Here is a 24,946-nt window from a genome sequence, read left to right on the forward strand (position 1 = left end):
AACAGCACCGTCGCCCACCCAGTCGCTTTTGCCTTGTGGTTGAAAGCCGCAACGCAATCAGCGCTTTCGCGCGACAATGTAGCGGCTTGGCAACGTTCCGAATTGATCTGCGGTCTCGATTACCTCAAACCCCGCGGCGGCCATCTTTTGTTCAAGGGTCGCCGCTGGCAAGAACTCTACAAACGGCGCTTTTCCGACGGCCTGCATCAACGGGATCGCGACGCGTCGGATCATCGCGTATTTGAACCCGCCACCACTTGGCGCGCAGACCGTTTTGGAAACGAAAAGACCACCGGGTTTTATCAGTGACCAAATATGCTCCAGCGCCGTGTCCAGATCCGGCAGCAGGTGAAGCAGGTTGTGCGCCAGGACCGCGTCATATGTCGCATGGTCCGAGGGATGATCAAGAACCTCGGCCACTTGGAATGTGACGTTCTGCAAGCGTTCGCGTTCAAGCTTTTCCCCGGCGATCTCGATCATTCCCGGTGCCACATCCGTGGCGGTTATGTGGGCGACATAAGGGGCGAGCAACAGCGCCGTCGACCCGGTGCCGCAGCCGATCTCAAGCACGGTGTCATCGGGTTTCAGGTAGGATTTCGTGCGTTCCAGCGTCTTAAGATACCCGTCCATGTTCCGAATTGGATCGGATGCGTATTTGCGGGATATCCTGCTCCAGAATGCGGCATCTGTGGTTCGTGCGGCCATAATGCGTCTCTTTCGTAAATGGGTGCTTTGCGCCTGCTAAACTTAAACACAGATATATGGAATTGCCTCGAATTGCAGAACTGTTATGCATTATTGCATGAACTGGACGGCGATCAATTTCGATTGGAACCAGGTGCGCTCATTTCTGGCGACGGCTGAAATGGGGTCTTTCTCGGCGGCGGCGCGCGTGCTTGAACAAACCCAACCCACCGTGGGCCGTCAGGTAGCAGCGCTTGAGCAATCCCTTGGCGTCACCCTGTTCGAACGGGTCGGCAAAACGCTGAACCTGACCAGCGCGGGCGAAGAATTGCTGGTGCATGTGCGAGAGATGGCCGATGTCGCAAACCGGATTTCGATAACGGCAACGAGCCAGTCGAAAACCATCGAAGGTCAGGTCAGGATTACCGCGTCGGACATCATGTCCGCCTACCAGCTTCCGCCTATCCTCAAACAGATACGCAAACTCGCACCGCGGTTGCAGATCGATGTGGTTGCCGCGAATGACCTGCGCGACATACAGCGACGCGAGGCCGACATTGCGATCCGACATGTACGCCCAACGCAACCGGACCTGATCGCAAAGCTGGTGGCCGAGGCGACAGCGCATTTCTATGCGGCACCATCCTACCTGGATCAGGTGGGTCGGCCCAAAACCGAAGCAGAGCTTGCCAAGCTGGACTTTGTCGGGTTCGGCGAAGTGCGCACAATGATTGGCTTCCTCAATCCGGCCGGGATTCCGGTTACGGAAAAGAACTTTCGGATGGGGTCAAAAACCGGTGTTGTGTCCTGGGAACTGGTGCGTCAGGGGCTGGGCGTGAGTGTCATGTCAGACGACGTCGCCGCCATGACGCCCGGAGTTGAACGCGTACTTCCTGATCGGGACCCCTTCACCTTTCCGATCTGGCTGGCCACACATTCCGAATTGCACACCGCGCGACGCATCCGATTTGTCTTTGACCTGCTTGCCGAGCAACTCGGCGGCAAGGCAGGTAGGAAGGTGTGAGTGAAACTGTCGACGGTTCTGAGAAACGCGTACTACATCTCTCAAGGACGACGCCGTTTCTAGGCCGTCTTTAGCCAACTTGTTACGTCAAAATGCACAAGGCTTTGCAGGGTCAGAATGTCTTCGCGATAAAAATCCACAAGCCTGTTGTGCAGCCCAGGTGTAAGACGCGGTGACGCGGGCCAGCCGGACTTTTTGACTTTGTGCGCACTGGTGTGAATCGGATCGGACAGCGTGTCGAGCGAGATGTCACACGGGATCTTCAGCTCGGAAAAAAGATGCCTGATCGCGGCAGCCGGGTTATCTTTCAGATCATCATAGCGGCAAACTATTATGTCAGGAAACACCGTTTTCCAATGACTTAGGATACGTCCGTACAAACCAATTGACAGCATAATGTGGTCATCTGTCATCAGATCGATTTCAGGTGTGTAGTCCAGCCGCCCCTTGTGAATGTGATGCGTGAAGGCCGACCGGTAGCGATCAATTGGATTGCGTAGAATAACCACTGGGCGCACATCCGGGACTGCACCTTTTATCTGACTGGCAATATCCACAAAGACATTGGGTGCATGAAAATAATGTGGCGTGCTTTCAAGATAATATGCGGCACCTGGCTTTTCGCGGACGGGAAAATGCGCGCGGTATTCATCAAGCCGCGAAGCGCAGTCGGCCCGCCCCCAGAAATTCACCTCTTTCTTGGCGGACCCGAATATATGCCGTGACGAAGACAGCACTTCATGCATCCAGGTCGAGCCTGACTTTTGAACACCGACTAAAAGAAGGTTTGGCAACCGCGTTGATGAACTTTTCAAAAGAACTCCACTTTTTGCTGAAGGCGAAGGCAGGACGGTTTCACAACTCTTCTACGTCAGCGTTATCTGTAGGCCCAGAGGCAAAAGCAACCAAAGCAACAGGATCAAATCACGTTGTGATACGGCCAGCGCCGTAACATCATCCACCGCTTGATTTGGTTTACCTTTGATGATTAAGGTCAGCCGGTATTTTCGAGGCCGATGTGCTCAGATCAGTACCGACCAAAATTCGGAAGCAGTCCCGGACGGCAAAATAACCAAGCATGGCACCCTATCTCCTCAATTCAGGTATCAAGGTAACCCTGTCGGGCCGACGCATCCACCCCAACGAAGCTCAGAATCTCAAGCGAGTTTAATCAGAATGACCGACGCACCGCTTCCTTCACATATTGTACTGGTTCTAGGTATGCATCGCAGCGGCAGTTCCTCTGTGACCAGGGTGCTCAACCTCTTGGGATATGCATTGCCGAAAACACTGATCAAAGGAAATGCATCGAACAGACGCGGACATTGGGAAAGCCAACCCGTCGCCAGATTGAACGACCGTTATCTGAACGGTGCTGACCTGACATGGGCGGACTGGAGCCCTGGCAAGCTGAAAACGGTCAGCGCGAAAGACCGTCAGAATTTCGAACAAGATATCAGGGCACTGCTCGCCGATGAGTTTCCTGCGGGTCAACCTGTCGTTCTGAAAGAACCCAGGATTTGCAGGCTGGTGCCTCATTACCGCGCAGCGTTGGAAAATCAGGTTCCGATGACCGCCGTGATAACGGTTCGCAACCCGCTGGAGGTCATCGCGTCTTTGGTCAAGCGCAACGCGCTTTCGGAAACCAACGCGTGTCTGCTTTGGCTGAGATATATGTTGGATGCGGTGTCTGACACGGATGGGATGCAGCGCACCTTTATTGCATATGAAGACTGTATCTCGGACCCGGTCACAACCCTGACGATGGCGGCAGAACATTCGCAACTGTCCTATCCGAATGATCTGCAGACAGTTGTCCCGGAAATTGATGAATTTCTAAGCACCTCCCTGCGCAACCACACCCGCACGCCCGAAGATGTCATTCACAACGATCTGACCCACGGATGGACCAGCGATGTCTACGAGGCACTGCGGTTGCTGAAACACGACCCGAATGCACCCACAGCGCTGGCGACAATTGCCCGTGTCCGGCAAGAGCTTGATGAAGCATCACCGATGCTGAACTTCATCGTTGGCAATTACGACCGGGAATGCAGCGAGTTGAACCGTCGCGTCGCGTCGTTGACCGCCGCGCTGGACCTGAAGACAGAGCAGGTAAAGCTACTGCGCGAGCAACTGGAACAACCGCTGACGAAAGTGGTTGCATCTTCGATCAAGGTGAATCGACGATCTCTTCGGGATCGGTTACGCAAGATCAGAAAGTCTCTCAAAAAGCGCGTTGGTAAGGCCTAGCGGCCGCTTCGCACCCGTTGACAAGCCGCCCCAATACGCTTCGGAAGATGCCGGTTACCAATACACCGGCGTCTGGTTCGTCGCGCAGTGCGACTTGGAAAAGAACCATGTTTCGATGGCATATCGCGGCTGCGTGTAACCCGGGTCCGACGATGTTGCGTGAAGGTTGAAGTGGTCAAAAAACAGCGCATCACCTGCGCCAAAATATGGTCTGACCGGTTTGATGTCGGGAAAGGTTTCGGCGACCGTTGCGCCTGAGATCGACCAGTTGAAAATCGCGCCATTCGTACCCGGCTTCAAAACCTTGGTCAGTCGCTTCGGAATCAAATCCATCCCGGGACTTTCGGTGCCTTCGCCGCAATCAGTCAAAGCGACCCAGACATTCAGGCTTTGAATGTTCTTGTTCATGAAGGCGCCATCCTGATGCCATTCAGCCTTATGCTTTAGTGGCGTGGCCCGGCGCAGCACGCATTTCTGGTAGGAAACGCATGGCTCGTCCTGAAAGTAGCGCTGTAAAATTTCCCGCAACCCGACGCGTTCAAAACTGTCGAACAGATTGTGCGAAACGAGCGGAGACAGAAATGTCTCGATCGAACCACTGTCATTCAGGAATACATGCGCCGTTTCTCTGTCTAACCCGGCCTCCTTGGTCAGAGGCATGAAGTAAGATTTCTGGGTCGTGCTGCGATCGTCAGGCCCACCGTCCTGTGTGGCTTCTGCAAATGCTTTGGCCGAGTCCATGACCTCATCAATGTCTTTTTGGAATCGCAACGCCCGAGCCGGTTCAAAAAAGTTCCTGACGATTATCGCGCCGTAGTGATGCATCGCGCTGATGACAGCATCGCTTGTCAACTCATGAATATCGACTTCCGGTATTCCATGCGGGCCCAAATCGAACAGGTTTTCGGGCGCCACGGGCCTGCCTCGCATCCACGAGGTGTTCAGATCGGTGTGCACGCTTTTACCTGCCATCACCCTTGAATCGCGCAGGCGTACCAAGTCGCCGATCTGACCGTCCTTGCGAAAAACCCCGGCTGCCTTCGAAACCTTCGCAACCAGCTCATCGTTCAGAACGGCCCCGTGCAAGGGCGATGTTACCTGTGTCATAAATGCGCGATCCCGTGATTCGTGTGGTTGTGTTGGTAAATTTACTCAATTACCACTCTGGGACGCGAGCAGAATTGAGAAAGTTCGGACGATGTCACCGAATACAAAAACACAGCGACGGATAGATCAGTTGCTTCGGCACATCAGCGCGCTTGAAGAAGAACGTGATAAGCTGAAAGAGCGTGATCGCATCTATCAGGCGACGTTTGACAGGGTTACCGACAGCCTGAAATCCGAACGGCCGAAAGATGACGCCGCGAAAGGTGTCTTTTCCGGCCTGTCCATCGTTATCGCCTACTACGACATCCCCAGACAAATCGAACGGACCCTGATTTCGTGTTCACCGGACTATCAGGGCGTTTCTGAAGGCGACATCGAGGTCATCATCATCGACAACGGCTCGAACGAACCGTTGCCTGCCGATCTTCAAGCCCGGTTTCCATTTGTCAGCCAGATCATCAGGGTGGATGGCCACCCCTCGCCCGTTTTCGGACTGAACCAGGGTATCGAAGCCGCCCGTCATGAGATGATCGCGCTGATGATCGACGGGGCCCATATGCTGTCACCGGGTGTCGTCCGCAATTCCGGCGAAGTCTACGAGAGATTCCAAAACCCGGTTATCAACGTACCTCAGTACATTCTGGGGGCTGAATCCCAGAACCTCACTCTGGCATCCGATGCATTTGAACGTGAGACCGAAGATCTGAAAGCGCTTGGCTGGCCCGCGGATGGCTATCGTCTGTTTGAATATGCAGTTTATCCGGGCGAGAACTATCGGCGCAGTTTTGTAGATGCTATCGAAACCAATTGCCTGATTACGACACGCAAAGTGTTTCAGGAAAACGGCGGCTTTGATGAGCGATACAGCGAGCCCGGCGCTGGGTTCGCAAATCTCGAGATTTTTTCGCGCCTTATACATGAGCAGGACAACAGCTACATCATTCTTTCAGGCGAAGGCACATTCCATCAGGACCACAGCGGCGTGACGACGCAAAAGTCACCGGAAGACCGCAACGTACTTGTCGCCGAATACAAGAACCGCCACGCAGAAGTCACCGGAAGCCAGGCCATCGTCAATGCGCGCAGCCCTATCCTGTACGGCAAAACGCGGCGCATGACGCAGCGTGTACCGACCATCTCAACCGAGTTCGGCAAAGCCAGCAACAAAGTTCTGTCTCAGTTGGCAGACGTCTATATCAGCCGTATCCGCGCGGGCATTACCGAAAAATACGAACCGACCCTGACCGTTGGTCTTGTGCCGGATGAACGAAGGGCGCGGCCCCATCTTGCCCCTTTGGGTCTGCTATCCGAAGCTGCGCGCCGCAACGGCGTTGAAGAAAAGAAGCTGAGTTACCTGAACTGCTTACGACAGGTTCATCGTCATGTACGACCTGAAAGCTATTTCGAGATTGGCGTGGATACAGGGGCAAGCCTGAGTCTTGCCAACTGCCCCAGTGTCGGTGTCGATCCGGCGTTTACTCTGTCAAATCAGATTAAAGCTCCGGCGCGGCTGTATCGGGAAACAAGCGACGATTTCTTTGCCAACACGGACAGGTGCAAGGCACTGTTCCCGCAAGGCATCGATCTTGCCTTCATCGACGGCATGCATCTGGCCGAATATGTGGTGCGCGACTTCATCGAAACCGAGAAATGGATGGGTCGCGACGGCGTTATTCTGATCGACGACGTGCTTCCGGACAAGATCGAGATGCTGGAGCGCGACCGCCGGTTCAACGCCTGGTGCGGTGACGTCTACAAGATCGTCCCGATACTCAGGCGCTACCGGCCGGATTTGTCCGTATCGGTATTTGAAACCTTTGTCGGGCCTTACCGCAAGGGTCTTGCCGTTGTCTCTGGCCTTGATCCCGACAACACCAAACTCAGGCGCCACTACAAGGAAATCGAGGCGGGGGTTCTGGGAAACACTTATGATGTCGCCTCGATCGAGGCACTGGACAAGGTGATGAAACCCGAACCGATTGCGGGTCTGGGCGCGGCAACCGGCCGACGACCTGTCCGAAATCTGGCGGCGTGTCTGGCGGATGGTCCCGTTGCAGATACTGCGACGGGATCTGAGGTTCCCGCCACCCCGCGCCTGTCGGTCGTAGTGATTGCACATGAGATGGCGCGGGAAATTCCACGCACACTGCGTACGCTGTCCGCCAAAATGCAAAAGGACATCTCGACGGATGATTACGAGATAATCATCGTGGACAACGGTTCCACCGACACGAGCGGATTTGCCAGCTGGGTTGAAACAACCCCCAATGCAAGGGTCATTTCCCTGCCAGCTGGCAATGTCTCCCCATGTCACGCCGTGAACATAGGGCTTGCCGCCGCCAAGGCGGATCAGATCGGCGTGTTCATTGACGGCGCGCGCATGGCATCACCCGGCATGCTGTCTCGCGCTTTGGATCAACTGAACACAGACCCAAATGCAATTGTCGGAACCTTCGGGTTTCATCTGGGGCACGAAGTGCAGGCCGATGCGGTTCAGTCTGGATATGACGCCTCTGCCGAGGATGCCCTTTTGGAAAACTCAGGATGGGAAGACGACGGGTATCGCCTGTTCGATGTTTCGGTATTCGCAAAATCGTCAGGCAAGGGTTGGAAGGTTCTTCCGTCCGAAGCAAACGCTGTCTTTATGCACAAGAAACTTTGGATAGAACTGGATGGGTTCGAGGAGCGCTTCCGCTCGCCGGGCGGTGGTCTAGCGAACCTTGATCTGTGGAAACGCGCTTGCGAGAAACCGGGCGTGACGATTCATATGTTGCTGGGTGAAGGAACATTCCATCAGATACATGGTGGTGTTTCGAGCAATGCGCCGGTTTCAAAGCGACCTGCTTTCGACGCGGAATACGAAACGATCCGTAAGGCGCCGTACCGCCGCCCGGACGTTCCTGCCAATTTCGTCGGCTCTGAACGTGAAACGGCAAAACCGGTTTTGTGATCAGTTTTGAGTTCAGATCATGAACCAGCGGGACTATTTAGAGCATCGACGCACTGAAACATATGGGGAACCATACTTGCGCTGAAACAAATGCGCATTCGACGAGACGAGTGCCTTAAGGCTAGGTCGGCATTGCCGAATGGCCCTATAGGATCGATGATAGGTAAGAATGACCAAGCTGACTGAACGCAATAAAAAAAACTCGCTCTGGCAGCGCCATTGGGTTCCGCAGATCAAACAAGCCGAGAAATGTCGGGCGTTCGACCAGAATTGTATGTCGCATGTTGCGGCGTCTGGACTGCCTGCGGCACATGCTATCCCTGAACAAGACGGGCTTGTCGTTTGCAGTTTGCGGATCGGCAACATTCCAGATGTGGACCGCTGGAACCTAATTGCCGTTTTGACGGCCGCAAAGCAGAACTGGCCCGAAACGGGTGCCAATCGCCATGCCAATTAGCCGGAGTGCAAAAATAAGAAGGGAACTTGTTCGGCCCGCCCGGCAACTCAGCCGCCTGATCTATCGATCCGCATCCAGCGTGTATTCGCCGTTTATTTACGACCATACCCAGCGGTCAAAGGTTCGAATCTCACCCGGCGCGGTCGCATTGAAGGATCATGTCTGCATTTATGTAATAGCTCCTTTTTTTGGATTGTGGCCATCAAGACTTGCTGCGTTGGACTACATGCTCGAAGCCGGAGTATCCCCTATCACGGTCTCGAACATGCCATTGTCGGAAAAAGACAAGGCATCCGTTTCCGAACGAAGCGCGATTGTAATTGAACGTCCAAACCACGGCTATGACTTCGGCGCGTATCGCGAGGCGAACCTTTACCTGCGGGATCGGCTGGACAGCTTGACGCGCTTGACGCTTCTGAACGACTCGACCTGGTTTCCGGCTCCGGGATCGCAGAACTGGTTCGCGTCCGTTGAACAAAGCCCGACAGATTTTATCGGTGCGACCTCCAATTTTGGAGGATCTACAATTGTCCCGAAATCGCTAACGCCGGAGCCCTGGGATTATGGTTCTTTTGCGTCCGGCTACCATCTTCAGTCCTTCGCCGTGTCCTTTTCACCGAACGTGCTGCGCAATCAAAGTTTTTTTGAGTTCTGGAAAAACTACCCATTGGTCAATGACAAAGACCTGACCGTAAAAAGGGGCGAAAAGGGCCTGACGAAATGGGCGCTTGAACAAGGCCTTTCAATGTCAAGCACCTATCCGGTTGAACAGCTTGACAACCTTCTGGCAAATTTACCCTTTGAACGTCTGCAACAGATTTCCGAGAATGTGATCGTCTTGGGTAATCCCAGATTTGAAACGTTAAAGCGTGAAGTCCTGCAAAGCTGCCCCGACGCCGAAACACTTAGATCGTTTCTTCTTGCGGCCGCGAGATGCCTGGGCGTTTCTTACGCATTGCCTGATTTCAACCTAAGAGAAATGCGGTTTCCGTTTCTGAAGAAAACACCCGTCTGGCATCAGCGGGAAGCGTCCGACATTACAATGAGGATCATCAACAGCCTTGGCGACACCTGGGACGTTGCGGAAGAAGCGCAGTATCTAAGGCGAACTCTGTTAAAATAATCTAGAAAGCTACCAACGGCACCTGCCGCGCTCGGTCGAAATCTGTCAGCCCGCCTTCAGGTTTTCGTGGCAGGAATATCCGAGGCGACAACGTCATTGGCCTTTATCCGTGCGCCGTTCCCGATGGTAATGGGGCCGATGATCTTTGCGCCCGTACCAATGCTCACACCCTTTCCAATCGTAGGGCCGACATAATCGCCGTCACGCAAGCCAATCGTTACAAAGGGTCTGATCGTGGCGCGCGCTCCGATATGAGTAATGCCGTCAATGACCACCTGCCCATGCGGCAAAACGATACCAGGGTCCATAACGACAGGGGCACCAATGTGCACCTGAGCAATCAGGATGGAAAGGCGTCGAAGGACGGTTGGTAAGATCGGAACCCCATGTGCGCGCAGTCGCGCGGCAGCCCGAATCAAAACAAGAGCGAGATACCCGTCAGCCTCCCAAATCATTCTTAGAACAACATGGGCAGCGGACCACTTTCTGCAAAGTTCGGCACTGTGCAAAGAGGCAGCGACAGCCTGTGCGTCTGCCAGGATTGCGGGGAAGAATTTGGGGTTCGCCCGACCGCGTTCTCTTAGGAATTCTCTTGGTGTCATATATGTACCCTCCGGCCGAGTAACCCTCACCCGATAATTGTTGATCACGTTTGGTGTTTCCAAGTAATGACCGGATTGTACAAAGACTACCAAAACCGCTTGCGTGTCGATTTAGTGACACACGCATGCACACACGCGTGATATGCCTGATGGATCCGCCGTGCAGACCTTGAACTGACGTGCGCACCCACCTAGAAGTTTGGTCGCTCGCGGGGAACAAACAGCAGTAGTGTTGGTGATCCTCAGAGCGACTAAAGCAATACTGCAAAGCGGTTCGCGCAGGCCCAAAGAAGTCTTGGATTTACGCGAGCTTTCCGTCGTCCTGCCGCGAAAGGCCGCTGCCTTTGAACGTGGCATCACACCGGTTAGCCTGCTGCGCGGTAAACAAGGGTAGCTGCATGGGATTGGCCAAATCAATCAACCGCCGGATGATGCTGGTCCGCGACGAAGACTTTCGGACGGCGCTCAAAGTGTTGCTTGCAAGGCGCAAGAAACGGCGTCAGTTCGAGCTTGAAAAGTTTGGCCGGTACCTGACCGAAGCGGGCTTGGGTCAGGATGATACAAATGCAGCAGAGTTCTTTACCGCGTCTGCATCCAGCCACCTCGACCGGGAATGGTACGCGCAAGTAAATGGTCTGCCGTCTGCCAAAGATGCCCTGTCGCACTATAAATCGGACGGGGTTAAGTTTGCCCTGGCACCGTTCCGGGAACTGGCGGCTGAAGATGGAAAAACCCTGTCGATGTGGGGCATTGAGTACCTTGTGCGCATGGGATTTCCCTTGGGTGACACCGGAGATCAACCCCTGCGCCCCGATGACCGCCGGGCGTTGGACCCCTTTAGCCTAACGAACAGCAACAAAAAGCGTATTGCTGTTGTAACGGCAATTTTCGGTCAATTTGACTCGCTTGTTCCGATCGATCCGGCTTGGAAAGAAACTGCTGACTTCTTTGTATTTTCAGATCGGGCTTATGATGCAACCGGCGGATGGCAACAGGTACACGCGCCGTTTCACCATGCGGATACCCGCCGCAAGGCCCGGTTCACAAAGCTGAATCTTCCGGCATTTTTCTCCGACTACGAATGGGTGATCTGGATCGACGGCAACATAATGATGTGTCATGGCCCAGAAGATATTCTGAACTCGCTGGATCCCGAATCCTTCGATTTTGCGACCTTCCGACATCCTGACCGTCAAGGTCTGATGGCCGAGGCCGCAAAATGCGTGCAACTTGCCAAAGACGATCTGCGCACGATGGCGCTTCACCTGAGCCAGAACCAATCCCACCCAGCGTTTCGCGACACTGATCTGTATGAAACTATGGTTATGGTTTTGCGCCCTTCGTCTTCGACAGTTCGGCAGATGTGCAACAGTTGGTGGCGGATGCTGGCACGCGGCTCGAAACGCGACCAGGTTTCATTGCCTTTGGCCATTGCAGAAACACCCGATTTACGCGTCAAACACTTGCCCGGTGACATGCGGTCATCCGCGTATTTCGCGCGTACGAGGCATCGCGCATGAAAAGAAACAAAACTCCGACCCCGGCCGAGGTTATTGTCTGCGTCCACAACAGTTTTGACGATGTGCAAGCCTGTATCCAATCTGTTCTCGACACTCTCAGGAACGATGACCGGCTTATCATTGTAGATGATGGATCCGAGACGGAAACGCAGAAACTGTGTGAGGGATTTGCTGCCAGCAATCCCGGCAACTGCCACTTGATCCGTCGACCGCAAGGCAGCGGGTTCTGCAAGGCGGCAAATGCCGGAATGCGGTATTCCACTGCTGACATGATTGTTCTGCTCAACAGCGACACAATTGTAAGCGGTGACTGGCTAAATCGTCTCGATGCCTGCTTAAACTCAAATTGGAAGATCGGGTTGGCCGGACCATTGTCCAACGCGGGGGGCTGGCAGTCCATTCCTTTCCTGCCGGGGCCAGATGCACGGCCAAACGAAGTCCCCTCAAACGGCGAAGTGATCGGTGCCATACATACACTATGCGGCGAATTCGCCGAGCGCTTTGGCTATCCGGTTGTCGAGCAGCTGAATGGATTCTGCCTTGCGATCAGTCGACCAGTGCTGGACGCCATCGGGATGTTCGACGAAGAGCGTTTTCCAATGGGTTACGGCGAGGAAAGCGATTTTGTCCTGCGGGCGCAGGATGCCGGTTTTCTGTGCGCTGTATCAATTGACTGCTTTGTTTTCCATTCAAAAACAAAGAGTTATACGCCCGAGCAACGTCTAAAATATAACGACGCAGGCCAAAAAAACCTGAAAGCTCTACACGGGGAACACCGGATTCGGAACGCGGTGTTAGGCACCCAATACCACCCGACCCTTGTGACGATCCGCAATGAAACCCAATCTTCCTTTGAGCAGAACGGTTGGCTTGATGCGGGCAAAGGACAAACCGCTTAAGCGCATGAAATGATTGGTCAAGTACCGGTCCTGGGTGCTCGTCCTCGCCTTGCGGGCTAACCCAACAGGGACTTCAGGTATTCGCCATAGGTGGATCTGGCGAACAGCTTTGCGCGCGCCTCCAGTACGGCGTCATCTACCCAGCCGTTCAGCCAAGCGATTTCGTCCAGGCTGCCGGTCTGCATACCCTGACGGTCTGTCAGGGTTCGCACGAAATTACCTGCATCCAAAAGTGAGCCATGGGTTCCGGTGTCCAACCAGGCAAAACCACGACCCATGGTCGAAACGTTCAGCAGACCGTCATGCAGGTACATTTCCAGCAATGACGTAATCTCCAACTCGCCGCGCTCGGACGGTTGCACCTGACGGGCACGGGCCGGTGCATCGCCGTCCAGAAAGTAAAGCCCCGTCACAGCGTAGTTCGATGGTGGAACCATGGGTTTTTCAACGATACCACGCACCTTGTCACCGTTGAAATCGACGACCCCATATCGCTCGGGATCGGCAACGCGATAGGCGAATACTGTCCCGCCGCTTTCCTGGGCATCCGCCTCTTGCAGCAACTCGGGCAGACCATGACCAAAGAAAATATTGTCGCCGAGGATCATCGCGGACGGCGCACCATCCAGAAAATCCTCGGCCAAAGTATAGGCTTGCGCCAGGCCTTCGGGCGACGGTTGCGTAATCCATGTGAGTGACAAACCATACTGACTGCCATCGCCCAGCAGTCGCTGGAATTGTTCTTGATCCTGTGGCGTGGTGATGATCGCAATCTCGCGGATCTGCGACAGCATCAGAACGCTCAGCGGATAAAAGATCATCGGCTTGTCGTAGATCGGCAGTAACTGCTTTGAGACCGCTGTGGTGATCGGATACAGCCGCGTTCCCGACCCTCCGGCCAGAATGATCCCTTTTCGTTGCATGTCCTATCCTTCTCCGGCGGGGCCGTTTGCCACCTTCATCTCGGATAACACATCCGAAAGGCCTGCTTTCCAGGCAGGTCGTCGAAGTCCGTAAATCTTTTCGATACGCCCGCAGTCCAGACTTGAATTCAAAGGCCTGCGCGCCGGGGTCGGGTATTCCAATGTCGGAATATCAACGATGCTGGTGGCCAGTCCGGCTTGCGCGACGATTTCGCGGGCGAAATCGGCCCAACTGACATCCGGGGCCCCGCTATAGTGAAACAGGCCTCCGTCGGCGCGCTGCCCGGATTTGGCAATGGTCAAAAGCGCATCAGCGATATCTGCGGCGGGCGTCGGACCGCCAATCTGATCCGCCACGATTGTCAGCTGATCGCGGGTTTCGGCCAACCGCAGAATGGTTTTGACAAAGTTGTTGCCATGGGCCGAAAATACCCAGCTCGTTCGCAGGATGGCGTACCACCCGCCAGCTTGCGCGATCTGGCGTTCGCCGTCCAGCTTGGTCAGGCCATAGACACCCAAAGGGCCAGTCGGATCCTGTGTGGACCGGGGAGTATCGGAAGATCCGTCAAAAACATAATCGGTTGAAACATGCAGGAAAGGCAGATCGCGCTGCGCTGCTGCCCGAGCCATTTCTCCCGGTGAGTCTCCGTTGATCAGCCGTGCGTGATCCGCCTCATCCTCGGCCTTGTCGACTGCTGTGTAAGCGGCAGCGTTTATGATCACCGCCGCATCAGTTTGTTCGATGACGGCTGCACAAGCCAGTGGGTCGGTTAAGTCAGCCCGAGATCGATCCAGCGCTTCAACCGAAATTCCATGCGTCCCGGCACGCCTGCGCAACTCTGTGGCGACCTGACCATTGCGACCGAAAACCAGCGCTTTCATCTGACAACCCCAAGCCGCTTGCCCACACCGCTGCGCGTCTTAAGCGCATTCAACCAGGCAGCATTGTCCAGATACCACCGAACCGTCTGCTCCAACCCGGTTTCCGGGGTATAGGATGGACGCCAGTTCAGCTCGTTCCGGACGCGGGTCGGGTCTATGGCATAACGACGGTCATGACCGGGCCGATCAGGAACATAGGTTATCAGATCGGCATAAGGCGCTTGACCCGGCTTCAACCGATCGAGAATGACACAGAGCATTTTGACCAGTTCAAGGTTGGTCATCTCATTCTCACCGCCAATGTTATAGCTGCGGCCCAGCTCACCCTTTTTCAACACCAGCAACAGCGCCTCGGCATGATCTTCGACATGGAGCCAGTCGCGGATATTGTCCCCTGCCCCGTAAATCGGAATAGGCTTGCCCGATAGCGCGCTCAGAATCACGACCGGGATCAGCTTTTCGGGAAACTGGAATGGACCGTAATTGTTCGAACAATTGGTGAAAACCACTGGCAATCCGTAGGTTTCATGCCAGGCGCGAACAAGGTGATCAGACCCTGCCTTCGAAGCCGAATAAGGCGAGTTAGGCCGATAGGGGCTGTCTTCAGTGAAAAGACCTTTCTCACCCAAAGACCCAAAAACCTCATCTGTCGAGACATGATGAAAGCGGAAGCTTTCTGGTCGGCCGGCATTCACCCAATAACTGCGCGCCGCTTCTAGCAGAACATAGGTTCCGGTGATGTTGGTGTCGATAAAGGCCGCGGGTCCGTCGATTGAACGGTCGACATGGCTTTCGGCTGCCAGATGCATGACTGCGTCTGGTCGATGACGGCTGAGAATTTCGGCCATCGCATCCGCGTCCCGGATGTCGGCGTGCTCAAAAGAGTAACCCTGCGCCCCAGCAACCGACGCGACATTTTCCAAACAGGCCGCATATGTCAGCGCATCCACATTGACGACCGAGTGACCTTCGGAAATAGCGCGCCGGATCACAGCAGAGCCAATGAAACCCGCACCGCCTGTCACCAGAATTTTCATAACGCGCCCTCAATCGAGAACGGAGAGTCGACGTCCCGCAGATTTGGCGCTGCTTTGTCTTTCTCTGACAATTGCGGCGCGGCACTGACCTGCGGCCAGATGATACCAATATCGGAATCGTCCCACCGAATGGACCCTTCTGTTTCCGGCGCATAGGTGTCCGAACACTTGTAGACAATCTCGGTATCCGGCTCCAACGTCATGAAACCATGGGCAAATCCGGCGGGGACCAGCAACATTCGGCCATTCTCAAAGCTAAGCTCTTCGCCGACCCAATGACCAAATGTGGGTGACCCCTTGCGGATGTCTACCGCTACATCGAATAGTCGACCGCGCCCGCATCGCACAAGCTTGGCCTGCGCTTTTGGCGGGGCTTGGAAGTGCAGGCCTCGCACGGTTCCGGCAGCGCTGGACAGCGAGTGGTTGTCCTGCACGAAGACCGTGTCGATTCCACTGGCCGTAAACCTGTCCAGGTTATAGGTCTCTTCAAAAAAGCCCCGATGATCGCCAAACCGACTGGGCGTGATCAGTTTCACATCCGGAATGGCAAGAAGCCTAATCTCCATCGTCCCAGTTGCCTCGTTCAAATAGCGCCGTACCACTGATTTGTGTGGTCATCTCATACCCGTGCGACAACGCAAAGGTTTTTATCTGTGTTGGCAGTTGCACTGCGGAGTAACCACGCGTCATTCCGCAACGCCCTACTGAGAGCTTTGTGAATTCTGGTGTGGCTGGGGTTCAATTGGATGGCTGCGGTCAGGTGTTCGCTCAGTTCGATTCCAAAACTGCGTTCAGGAATTGTTGCGTGCGTTCCCTTTGCGGGTTTTCGAACAACTCCCCGGGGGTCGCCTGTTCTTCGATTGCGCCGTTGAAGAAGAAACAGACCCTGTCCGAGATGTCCTTGGCGAACCCCATCTGATGCGTGACCATCAGCATGGTCAGGTTGTGGGCATCCACCAGTTTGCGGATGACATTGGTCACTTCGCCGATCACCTCGGGGTCCAGCGCAGATGTGACCTCGTCAAACAGCATGACCTTGGGGCGCATCGCAAGGGCGCGGGCGATGGCGACGCGCTGTTGTTGCCCACCCGACAGGCGCGAGGGGTGCTGGTCGCGTTTCTCGGCCATGCCGACCATCTGAAGCAGCTCCATCGAGCGTTCCTCGGCCTCTTTCCTTGGCAGGCCCAGAACCTGAACCGGCCCTTCCATGCAGTTTTGCAGGGCGGTCATATGCGGGAACAGGTTGAAATGCTGGAAACACATACCGATCTTGCTGCGGATGCGTCGGATATGGGCCGGGTTGGCGGGCACCAGAACGCCGTCCTTTTCCATATGCGTCAAGGGCTCCCCATCGACATAGATGACCCCGCCGTTGATCGTCTCCAGCGTCATCAGCATCCGCAGAACGGTGGTCTTTCCCGATCCCGACGGCCCGATGATCGTCACCATCTCGCCCGCGTCGATATCCAGATTCAGATTGTCGAGCACCGTCAGCGCGCCATAGCTTTTGCGCACGTTCTGAAACCGGACCATGGGGATGTCGTCACCCTCCAGACGCAAGGGGTACTGGCTCATGTCTTCGGTCATTTATCTCATTCCCATTTTGCGGCGTACCCATTTTTCGAACTGGGCAATCAGAAACGCGGTCGGCAGCGAGATCAAAAGGAAAATCACCCCCACCATGGTATAGGGTTCAAGGTAGCGATAGCTTTGGGCACCAACCGCATTGGCGGTATGCATCAACTCGGCCACGCCGATCACGGACAGCATCGGCGTGTCCTTGAAAATACCCACCAGATAATTGCCCATTCCCGATACGGCAGGCGGCAGCGCCTGCGGGATGATGATGCGGCGATAGGTCTGCAAGACCGGCATATTGATGGCCGTCGCGGCCTCCCACTGGCCTTTGGGCACGCTTTCGATGCCACCGCGATAGACCTCGGACAGGTAGGCCGCATAGTGCAGCCCGATGGCGATCAAACCGGATGTCCAGGGCGACAGGTTGATCCCGAGTTGCGGGCCCACATAGAAAACAAAGAACACCTGCAACAGCAGCGGGGTCGAGCGGATGAACTCGACAAATTCCCGCACGCACAGGGTCAGGATGCGGTAAGGCGTGCGCTGCGCCAGTGCAAACACAAGCCCCAGCACCACGGCGATGGCATATCCTCCGCCCGCAGCCAGCAGCGTTTTGCCCGTTGCGTCGATGAAACGCGGCAATTTAAATTGATCTTGAAACCAACAATGACAGAGTATTGAGCATGGTTGTCACACCATCGACAGCCTGGCTTCAGGCTCTTGTACGGGGATCGTTGGAAATGGAAGACACTTCAGTTCGTACGTCGGTACTAGAAGCGATAGACAGCGAAATTAGGGCTTCGAAAAAGCAGCAGAAGATCTATTGGCTGCTCTCTACAGTACTTCTGCTGGTGGTCATAGTGGCCGGTGCGTTGGCCACGTTCCTGTCCGCCGTCAAAATAGACAACAATATCCTGACGGCGGCATTGGCCTTGTGTACAACGATTTTCGGAACCATCGAGAAGAACTTTGGGCTAGCTCAGAAAGCCTCGGGCTATCGTAAGGTGAAAGCACATTTTCAGAACTTGAAACTGGATATGCTGCAGACAAAGCCAGAAGAGCCGGTCCCGGCAGAAGTATTCAAGAAAATCAAAGAGCTCAGGTTGCTGAAAGCAGAACTTACGGATGACTAGGGAACGCCGGAGGCACATTGACCTCACGCGATCTCTTGCTTCCGGAAACAGTGGCCAAACCAGCTGTACGAACATCCAGGCAAAGATAAAATCTTGTATCCGTCGAATTCACCTGCGGCGGGTCCAAACTGACGTTTCCGGCGTGACGACCCAAACCCCCTATCTGTCCCGGAAAAAAATTGTCGGAGGTGTATCATCCTTTCCATGAACAGCGCTGTCAAAGCTCTGAGGGGGTTTGCCGTGTGCAAGGTTCATATTCCGACAGGTGAACTCCTCTCACCCAAACCAAACCTGGCACCGCGCGCCGTCGCCTTTTGTTGATACAGCATCGGAAATCTGCCAGCATACTTTTCGGAAACGACCTAATTCGAAACCAATGAGTGTATTTATTGCGAGTTTAGCGTGTACAAGAATTCAAGGCGATTATTGACAATATTGGCGGCAGATGTCGCCGGATTCACAAAACTCGTTTCTGAGGATGAAGAAGCCACCCTCCATCGCCTTGCAGAGCTTCGCTCGATTATGGATCCGATTATCGAGTCTTACGGAGGCAGGATTGCGAACACGGCTGGCGACAGTGTTCTGGCGTGTTTTGACAATCCCACCGGCGCGGTGGAAGCCGCTATTTCTATTCAAGAACAACACAATGCCAACAACGCTCAGCTTAGAACAAGCGACCGCATGAGGTACCGGATCGGTATCAATATTGGTGAGGTAGTTCAGCAGCCCAACGGTGATTTGTTGGGTCACGGAGTGAATGTAGCATCCAGGCTTGAGACGATTTCGGAACCTGGCGGCATCTGCTTGGCTGAAAACGTTATTGAGCAAGTCAAAGGAAGCTTGGACTATCGGTTCACAAAGATCGGGGAGCATTTTGTCAAAAACCTTGATCAACCGCTAAAGGTGTACAAGGTGGGTGAGGCCACCTTGCCAACCTACGAGAAGGCCGCGCGAAGACTTCAGGCATGGGTTCGTGGGCAGTACTTCTTGCCCCTCTTGTTCGCGGTTGTCTTAGTATCTATTGGCTTCTCAGCCTTTGCCCTTCTGTCAAACAAATCCGACGAAGCCAAAAGTTTTGACCCTGAATACCTCGAAGATTTTCTGACCTTAGATCCATCTCCCGAAGAGTTGCTCGAATTTTTTGATTTGGTAACCGTCGGCGAATACGAGAATTCGACTTACTACGTAATCAGAACGTGGGGCGCAGAATTTGAGATTCTTGAAAAGGTTTCCGAAGCCTTGGGTGGACACCTCGTTACCATCACTGACGAAGAAGAAAACGACTTTGTGTATCAACTGACGCTGGAAGATGAAGGGCACTGGGCGTTTGAGGGAAACCTCGCTCTGGGACCATTAATTGGCTTGGTGCAGGACCCCGAAGGCGCAGAGCCTGATGGTGGCTGGGGATGGGCAAATAATGAGCCAATGAATTTCTCCAATTGGAAGCGGGGCAGTCCCGACAACAGCAGCGGCAATCAGGATTTCGGAAATTTTCAAGGCCCTAATGTTCCCAAAACCAGCCCTCTTTGGAACGACACAACAATATGGAAGCGCTCGTTCATAGTTGAGGTTCCCAAACCCTAATTCCGAAATGCGCCAGTCACAGTTTTGCGGAAGGTTCATAATTCAAGCGTGGTGCTTGACTGAATCCAAAACACCTCACTAGCATCAGTGAAAAGTATTCTAGTGGAGTATAGGTGATATGCGGTCTTTTTTCGCTTTATTTTTAGTATGCTGTGTTGGGTTTTTTGGCGCAAAACCCGTGATGGCCGATTTCGCAAACGCCCAAAAAAGACTGGAATTCTTCTCCGCGAATAGTTCCTACAGAAATGCCTGGTGCCCGGAACGTAAACCTTCCAAATTCACAACCGCACCAATCACTCAACCCTTCAAAACGGCATCCGGCAAAGACCGACCTCCCGCTGTTTTCATGAATGAACTCGGCGCAGCAAATTCCCATCTACTCCGTACCGGTTCCAAGGCGGACGCCAACCAGATCGCCGATCAGCTTGCGGCAGCCGCTCAGGCCAGATCATTCGAAAAGCAAGGTTTGTACGATGGCGTGAAGATAGACGCAGCCTGGTGGCAAGCGAACATTCTGCTCAACTTGTCGATGGTGCACAGTTCACTAAGCGCAATTCTGGGAAAAAATGACCCAAGAGTTGTCGCAATTGCGGATTGGGGAGATCGACTTGCAGCAAGAGCTGGCTCAGTAGGCGGTTTCGAGCAGATGTACGGGAAAGAAGGCCATGCCGCCCGTGCGGCTGGACTTTTGGCGTGGGGTGCAGAAACAGGTAATCGAAAGGCGTTCAAAAAAGGTGAAAGAGATCTAGCATATCTGGCGCGGCAAATGCGCCCTAACGCCCCTTTGGCCGGTACATTTGACCAAGCTCGCAACAAACGTCCGGCCAAACGGCAACTACATTACACGTTCATCACGTACGGGTACCTCGTGATTGCGATGGATGCATCGCGGCGTGGCGGTGGAAAAGGCTTTCGACATAAGAGCCGTCAGACAGATATCCATGGAGCATTGGTATGGCTTGTTCAGTCATCCGCAGCGCCGAATAACCCAGTTGGCTTAAGCGGTCCCCAAGATACCTTTTTCTGGACTACGCGAAGCGATAGGTACCACAACCTCGCTTGGGCGGAGGCTTATCTTCGTAACTATCCCAACACCCAAGCAGGATTGCTTTTGAAAAGAAAACTCAAAGGCCAACGTTCGCGCGGCGTGTTTGCCGGGTGGTATGGTGGCAACCTGACCTGTTCTCTTGGCCCCGGCAGTTAGGGCCACCCAAATATCATGAGTGTCACTTGCTTCCCCTGCCACGCCTGCGGCGTTCTTAGGACATTCGCGTCTCAGAGTGAGTCACGTAGTACCCGAAGCAAATTAGGTCTTTCGCCGTTTCGGAACCGCATCGCCGCCTTTTCCGGCCTTGGCCGCGGCAGCACGTGCGAGGTTCTTTTTGCTGTTTGGCTTCCCCTTCGGCTGCGGTGGGCCTTTTGAGGCGCCTCGGGTCGATTGTGTATCGCCGCCTCTGGGTGCAGCGCCACGGGCTTTGCGGTTTTTAGGTGTTGCCCCCGCCGCCTTGAACAAACCACCCCCGTCGCCTGTCCCAGCGTCGCGGCGTTCGTTTCTGTCAGAATGCTCAGGTTCCGGGCGTTGCTTCTTTGATTTGAAAGGCTCACGACCCTCGGGATCGGGTTTGCGACGATGCGGGGCTGGGGCCTGATCCCGTTTTGCCTGTTCGGGGCCTTTTTTCGGCCCAAACGGTTTGCCTTTGTGCTTGCGATTGGGTCCGGCCCGACCGGTTGCTGATAAGTCCGGGGCTTGATCCAGACGCACCAGGTCTTTAGTCTTTTCGATCTTCATATCGGGCCCAATGGCCGCCAGAAAACCTGCGACACTGGTCTCGCGGATTTCGACATAGGTCACGTCATCTGCAATCCGAATGGCCCCGATATCGTCTTTGGTCAGATCCCCGGCCTTGCAGATCATTGGCAACATATGACGCGGCGAGGCATTCTGATTGCGCCCCTCAGACAGCGAGAACCAAACGCTTGGGCCAAACGCCGCGCGTGGTTTCGGTGCGGGTTGATCGACCGCCGCCAGCTCTTCCGGTGCGGAATGGCGCAGCTTGTACTGACGTAGATAGGCCGCCGCGATCTGCTCGGGGGTGAACCCCTCAACCAGTTTCCGAACCGCAGGACGTTCGCTTTCCGTGATCTCTGCCAGCCAGTCATCTGAGGCAAGCATCCGGGACTGGTCGCGTTCATTCACCTCGTCGGCGGACGGGGCCTTTCCCCAATCTGCCGTCAGCTTTGCGAATTTCAGGATCCGTTCCGCCTTTTTTCGCGACGAAGGTTCAACGACCAGCGCGCTGACACCCTTGCGTCCGGCGCGGCCCGTCCGGCCAGAACGGTGCAACAGGGTTTCGTGGCTGTTTGGCAATTCGGCATGGACCACCAGATCAAGGTTCGGCAGGTCGATGCCCCGAGCCGCCACATCCGTTGCAACACAAACCCGCGCGCGCCCGTCGCGCATGGCCTGCAAGGCATTCGACCGCTCGCTCTGGGTCAATTCGCCCGAGAGCGCGACGACGGAAAGCCCCCGGTTCGAAAGACGCGCGGTCAGGCGCGCAACCATCGCCCGCGTGTTGCAGAACACGATGGCATTTGGGGCCTCATAGTAACGCAGCACATTGATGATCGCGTTTTCCCCGTCGCGCGGGGCCACCATCATGGCGCGATACTCGATATCCGCATGCTGGGTCTGTTCGCTGACGGTGCTTACGCGTTCCGCATCGCGCTGATACCGCGTCGCAAGATTGGCAATCGCGCGCGGCACAGTGGCGGAAAACAGCAGGGTCTGACGGTTTTCGGGTGTTTCATCCAGAATGAATTCCAGATCCTCACGGAAGCCCAGATCCAGCATTTCGTCGGCTTCATCCAGCACCACTGCACGGATGGCTGTCAGGTCAATCGAGCCCCGCATGATATGGTCGCGCAACCGCCCTGGAGTGGCAACAACGATATGCGCACCCCGCGCCAGTGCGCGCCGCTCGTCCCGGATATCCATACCGCCCACGCATGAGGCCAGATAGGCACCCGCATCGGCGTAGAGCCAGCCCAGTTCACGCTTGACCTGCAACGCCAGTTCCCTTGTCGGTGCGACAACCAAAGCCAGCGGGGCACCTGATGCCCCAAGTTTTTCACCTTCGCCAAGTACCTTATGCGCAATCGCCAGACCAAAACCGATGGTTTTACCCGATCCGGTTTGAGCCGATACCAGCATATCGCGCCCTTCCAGCTCGGGCCGGGTCACAGCCTGCTGGACCTGGGTCAGAGTATCATAGCCCTTGCGCGCAAGCGCATCTGCAATGGTTTGTTTCACGGTGGTGGTTCTTTGTATCGGCCAGGTGATGTGGCTGCGCGGTATTGCAATCAGCGCATCATCCAAGGGTAAAGACCGCCCCTTAACCGGTGTTATTCCCATTGTATAGATAAGAACCGGGGCAAATCCTCTGAAAAGCGTAAATGCAGGTCAGCCCTGCCGTCACGTATTTGGATGCATAAGGCCAGCCAATGCCGGCCTTCGTTCAAACATGGTGTGGGGCCGGTCGGCTGAACTTCGGGCAAATCGGCTCGACTTCCCACGCGCAGGAAGCCCGCGATGATACCGCTTTTATGCATTCATGGCCTCTTGGGTAACGCGCTGCACGATTCCATGTCACAGACTCCATGTTTTTGTTATGTGCATAATTTTATGTTTTTGTGCATTACATGAGCGGTGTCATGAGGCCAAAGCCCAACCGACAGCTACCGGGATGTGTCACAAACTATGAGACCCAATTGGCGAACATGCGTGATCTGACGTTTGTTCCCGTCGAATAGCCTTTCAACCGGTTTCGGCATGATTTCGTTGAAAGGCTGTCAGTTCCCCAAGGATGCAATTTTGCACGCTGTGTACTTCTATCTACGGTACACGGTGTCCTATCGTGACTTCTAAGAGATCATGGCTGAACGCGGTGTGCAGGTGGACCACACCACCCTCAACAGGTGGGTTGTTAAGTACTCATCAATAATCGCGGGGCGCGCGCAATCGAAGAAGCGACCAACACTGAGTTCCTGGCGCATGGACGAGATCTATGTTCGTGTTCGCGGCAAATGGATGTACCTTTATCGGGCCGTCGACAAAGCTGGAACGGCCCTTGATATCATGTTGCCTGGGCAGAGGAACCGTCCAGCGGCAGCTTGGTCCTTTGCCAAAGCTCTGTCTTCTAGTGGAATTCCAGACAAGATCGTCATTGACAAAAGTGGAGCCAACGCGGCCGGCATTCGGCTATTTGCCAAGATCGCAGGATAGGTGTGTCCAGTAAGTCGTTGGCACTGACCGCTCCAAAAATTTTTGCCATATCCATGTTTGATAGGGTGGCCCTTCACACACATATTAAAGCCAAATGTGTCGCTTGGGCGGTGCTATTCTGCTGCCTCGAAGCGCAGGCTACGCACCTCTGGGTCAACGCGGCCGTAGGCAGAGAGCAGACGCCCGGACCACTTCTGTGCTATGTAGTCGGCCATAAACCGAGACGGTGCCATCAGAGTCACCACGCCCCCTGCCCTGTCGGCCTCGGTCAGATGCTGGAACCAGCTGGACCAAAGCTCGGGATCGCGCCCGTGCAAAATGGTCTGAACCTGCGTCCAGACATCCGCGCCGCTCGAATCGGGTGCAGGTGGCTTCACCTTGAATGGCACGATATTGGTGTCACCCTTCGGCTCTTCAGTCATCCGCGCCTGGAAATCGGGGCCGATTGTGGGCCAAACCTCGGAGGTGTCCACCATCACCTGCTTCAGATCAAACTCATAAACTGCAACGCGACCACGGGCTGCCGGACGTTTGACGGTGATCCAGCCCATTGTTTTCAGCTTGGCCATTTCGCGTTTTACGGTCCGTTCGTTCACCGACCAGAGCCGGGCGATCTCTTCCCTGCCAATCGACAGCTCGTTGCTGCGCCAGTTATAGCGGGTGGTAATCAGAGCGATAACGCGGAGAATGCTGCGCTGGCGGTGCTTGTCGCCGGATAGGGCGTGCACCGTCAACGCCGAGAGAATGTCATATTTAATAGCGGGCGCATTTCGCCCGACCGGTTTTGCAACCTGCATCGCTATTCTCACCGTTCTATCTGCCTCGGACGGATGACACCGCCTATACCGCGTCGTTTTCCAACGCTTTTCGTCGTGTTGCCCTGATTAGCGTCCAAACCGACGATTCTG

Annotated in this window: 22 protein-coding genes and 1 pseudogene; 11 read left to right on the forward strand and 12 right to left on the reverse strand. The window is 54.8% G+C overall.

Annotation, left to right across the window (positions count from 1 at the left end):
- Nucleotides 1-57: 57 nt before the first annotated feature.
- Nucleotides 58-705 (reverse strand): class I SAM-dependent methyltransferase, encoded by a 648-nt coding sequence (locus ACR0LW_RS05440; RefSeq protein WP_480881833.1) that lies wholly within the window; start codon nt 703-705, stop codon nt 58-60.
- Between the two features lie 97 nt (nt 706-802).
- Between ACR0LW_RS05440 and ACR0LW_RS05445 the strand changes: the two genes are divergently transcribed.
- On the forward strand, nt 803-1,708 hold the full coding sequence (locus ACR0LW_RS05445; RefSeq protein ID WP_480881834.1) for a LysR family transcriptional regulator: 906 nt from the start codon (nt 803-805) through the stop codon (nt 1,706-1,708).
- A gap of 59 nt (nt 1,709-1,767) precedes the next feature.
- Here ACR0LW_RS05445 and ACR0LW_RS05450 read toward each other — a convergent pair whose 3' ends face one another.
- Nucleotides 1,768-2,502: a sulfotransferase family protein gene (locus ACR0LW_RS05450; protein WP_480881835.1), complete on the reverse strand. Its 735-nt coding sequence runs from the start codon at nt 2,500-2,502 to the stop codon at nt 1,768-1,770.
- Between the two features lie 190 nt (nt 2,503-2,692).
- Here ACR0LW_RS05450 and ACR0LW_RS05455 point away from each other — a divergent pair, with 190 nt between their 5' ends.
- Nucleotides 2,693-3,961, forward strand: coding sequence for a sulfotransferase family protein (locus tag ACR0LW_RS05455; RefSeq protein ID WP_480881836.1), 1,269 nt, complete (start codon nt 2,693-2,695; stop codon nt 3,959-3,961).
- 54 nt (nt 3,962-4,015) lie between these two features.
- Here the strand turns inward: ACR0LW_RS05455 and ACR0LW_RS05460 are convergent, their stop codons facing one another.
- Nucleotides 4,016-5,047: a phytanoyl-CoA dioxygenase family protein gene (locus ACR0LW_RS05460; protein WP_480881837.1), complete on the reverse strand. Its 1,032-nt coding sequence runs from the start codon at nt 5,045-5,047 to the stop codon at nt 4,016-4,018.
- 151 nt (nt 5,048-5,198) lie between these two features.
- On the opposite strand from ACR0LW_RS05460, the gene ACR0LW_RS05465 reads away from it, so the two are divergent.
- The 3 genes from ACR0LW_RS05465 (at nt 5,199) to ACR0LW_RS05475 (ending at nt 9,598) form a co-directional block, all read left to right on the forward strand.
- Nucleotides 5,199-8,018 carry a glycosyltransferase gene (locus ACR0LW_RS05465; RefSeq protein ID WP_480881838.1) on the forward strand — a complete coding sequence of 940 codons (2,820 nt, stop codon included), beginning with the start codon at nt 5,199-5,201 and terminating at the stop codon, nt 8,016-8,018.
- Nucleotides 8,019-8,187: 169 nt separating this feature from the next.
- Nucleotides 8,188-8,475, forward strand: a complete 288-nt coding sequence (locus ACR0LW_RS05470; protein ID WP_480881839.1) for a hypothetical protein — start codon at nt 8,188-8,190, stop codon at nt 8,473-8,475.
- Nucleotides 8,453-9,598: a rhamnan synthesis F family protein gene (locus ACR0LW_RS05475; protein ID WP_480881840.1), complete on the forward strand. Its 1,146-nt coding sequence runs from the start codon at nt 8,453-8,455 to the stop codon at nt 9,596-9,598. The genes ACR0LW_RS05470 and ACR0LW_RS05475 overlap by 23 nt, the downstream gene beginning before the upstream one ends.
- Nucleotides 9,599-9,654: 56 nt before the next feature.
- Here ACR0LW_RS05475 and ACR0LW_RS05480 read toward each other — a convergent pair whose 3' ends face one another.
- Nucleotides 9,655-9,906, reverse strand: a complete 252-nt coding sequence (locus ACR0LW_RS05480; protein WP_480881841.1) for an LbetaH domain-containing protein — start codon at nt 9,904-9,906, stop codon at nt 9,655-9,657.
- Between the two features lie 692 nt (nt 9,907-10,598).
- Between ACR0LW_RS05480 and ACR0LW_RS05485 the strand changes: the two genes are divergently transcribed.
- Nucleotides 10,599-11,720 carry a glycosyltransferase domain-containing protein gene (locus ACR0LW_RS05485; RefSeq protein WP_480881842.1) on the forward strand — a complete coding sequence of 374 codons (1,122 nt, stop codon included), beginning with the start codon at nt 10,599-10,601 and terminating at the stop codon, nt 11,718-11,720.
- Nucleotides 11,717-12,619 carry a glycosyltransferase family 2 protein gene (locus ACR0LW_RS05490; RefSeq protein WP_480881843.1) on the forward strand — a complete coding sequence of 301 codons (903 nt, stop codon included), beginning with the start codon at nt 11,717-11,719 and terminating at the stop codon, nt 12,617-12,619. The genes ACR0LW_RS05485 and ACR0LW_RS05490 overlap by 4 nt, the downstream gene beginning before the upstream one ends.
- A 56-nt stretch (nt 12,620-12,675) precedes the next feature.
- Here ACR0LW_RS05490 and rfbA read toward each other — a convergent pair whose 3' ends face one another.
- The 6 genes from rfbA to ehuD form a co-directional block, all read right to left on the reverse strand.
- Nucleotides 12,676-13,542, reverse strand: coding sequence for a glucose-1-phosphate thymidylyltransferase RfbA (rfbA, locus tag ACR0LW_RS05495; protein WP_480881844.1), 867 nt, complete (start codon nt 13,540-13,542; stop codon nt 12,676-12,678).
- 3 nt (nt 13,543-13,545) lie between these two features.
- Nucleotides 13,546-14,424: a dTDP-4-dehydrorhamnose reductase gene (rfbD, locus tag ACR0LW_RS05500; protein ID WP_170622496.1), complete on the reverse strand. Its 879-nt coding sequence runs from the start codon at nt 14,422-14,424 to the stop codon at nt 13,546-13,548.
- Nucleotides 14,421-15,461, reverse strand: a complete 1,041-nt coding sequence (rfbB, locus tag ACR0LW_RS05505; protein WP_480881845.1) for a dTDP-glucose 4,6-dehydratase — start codon at nt 15,459-15,461, stop codon at nt 14,421-14,423. The genes rfbD and rfbB overlap by 4 nt, the downstream gene beginning before the upstream one ends.
- A complete protein-coding gene (rfbC, locus tag ACR0LW_RS05510) occupies nt 15,458-16,027 on the reverse strand; it encodes a dTDP-4-dehydrorhamnose 3,5-epimerase (RefSeq protein ID WP_480881846.1) in 570 nt (189 codons plus the stop codon). The genes rfbB and rfbC overlap by 4 nt, the downstream gene beginning before the upstream one ends.
- 202 nt (nt 16,028-16,229) lie before the next feature.
- Nucleotides 16,230-17,048 carry an ectoine/hydroxyectoine ABC transporter ATP-binding protein EhuA gene (gene ehuA, locus ACR0LW_RS05515; protein ID WP_480584291.1) on the reverse strand — a complete coding sequence of 273 codons (819 nt, stop codon included), beginning with the start codon at nt 17,046-17,048 and terminating at the stop codon, nt 16,230-16,232.
- Complete coding sequence (gene ehuD / locus ACR0LW_RS05520; protein WP_480881847.1) at nt 17,049-17,681, reverse strand: ectoine/hydroxyectoine ABC transporter permease subunit EhuD; 633 nt, start codon at nt 17,679-17,681, stop codon at nt 17,049-17,051.
- A gap of 41 nt (nt 17,682-17,722) precedes the next feature.
- On the opposite strand from ehuD, the gene ACR0LW_RS05525 reads away from it, so the two are divergent.
- From ACR0LW_RS05525 to ACR0LW_RS05535, 3 genes are all read left to right on the forward strand, one after another.
- Nucleotides 17,723-18,172 carry a hypothetical protein gene (locus tag ACR0LW_RS05525; RefSeq protein ID WP_480881848.1) on the forward strand — a complete coding sequence of 150 codons (450 nt, stop codon included), beginning with the start codon at nt 17,723-17,725 and terminating at the stop codon, nt 18,170-18,172.
- Between the two features lie 402 nt (nt 18,173-18,574).
- Entirely contained in the window at nt 18,575-19,756 is a 1,182-nt protein-coding gene (locus ACR0LW_RS05530) for an adenylate/guanylate cyclase domain-containing protein (protein ID WP_480881849.1), read from the forward strand.
- 118 nt (nt 19,757-19,874) lie between these two features.
- Nucleotides 19,875-20,960 (forward strand): hypothetical protein, encoded by a 1,086-nt coding sequence (locus tag ACR0LW_RS05535; protein WP_480881850.1) that lies wholly within the window; start codon nt 19,875-19,877, stop codon nt 20,958-20,960.
- Nucleotides 20,961-21,062: 102 nt separating this feature from the next.
- Here ACR0LW_RS05535 and ACR0LW_RS05540 read toward each other — a convergent pair whose 3' ends face one another.
- Entirely contained in the window at nt 21,063-23,066 is a 2,004-nt protein-coding gene (locus ACR0LW_RS05540; protein WP_480881981.1) for a DEAD/DEAH box helicase, read from the reverse strand.
- Between the two features lie 519 nt (nt 23,067-23,585).
- On the opposite strand from ACR0LW_RS05540, the pseudogene ACR0LW_RS05545 reads away from it, so the two are divergent.
- Nucleotides 23,586-24,014: pseudogene (locus tag ACR0LW_RS05545) on the forward strand (IS6 family transposase); the annotation flags it as partial.
- A gap of 137 nt (nt 24,015-24,151) precedes the next feature.
- On the opposite strand, the gene ACR0LW_RS05550 reads toward ACR0LW_RS05545, so the two are convergent.
- A complete protein-coding gene (locus tag ACR0LW_RS05550) occupies nt 24,152-24,835 on the reverse strand; it encodes a DnaA N-terminal domain-containing protein (RefSeq protein ID WP_170622504.1) in 684 nt (227 codons plus the stop codon).
- Between the last annotated feature and the right edge of the window lie 111 nt (nt 24,836-24,946).

The organism is Ruegeria sp. N4 (assembly GCF_056531425.1).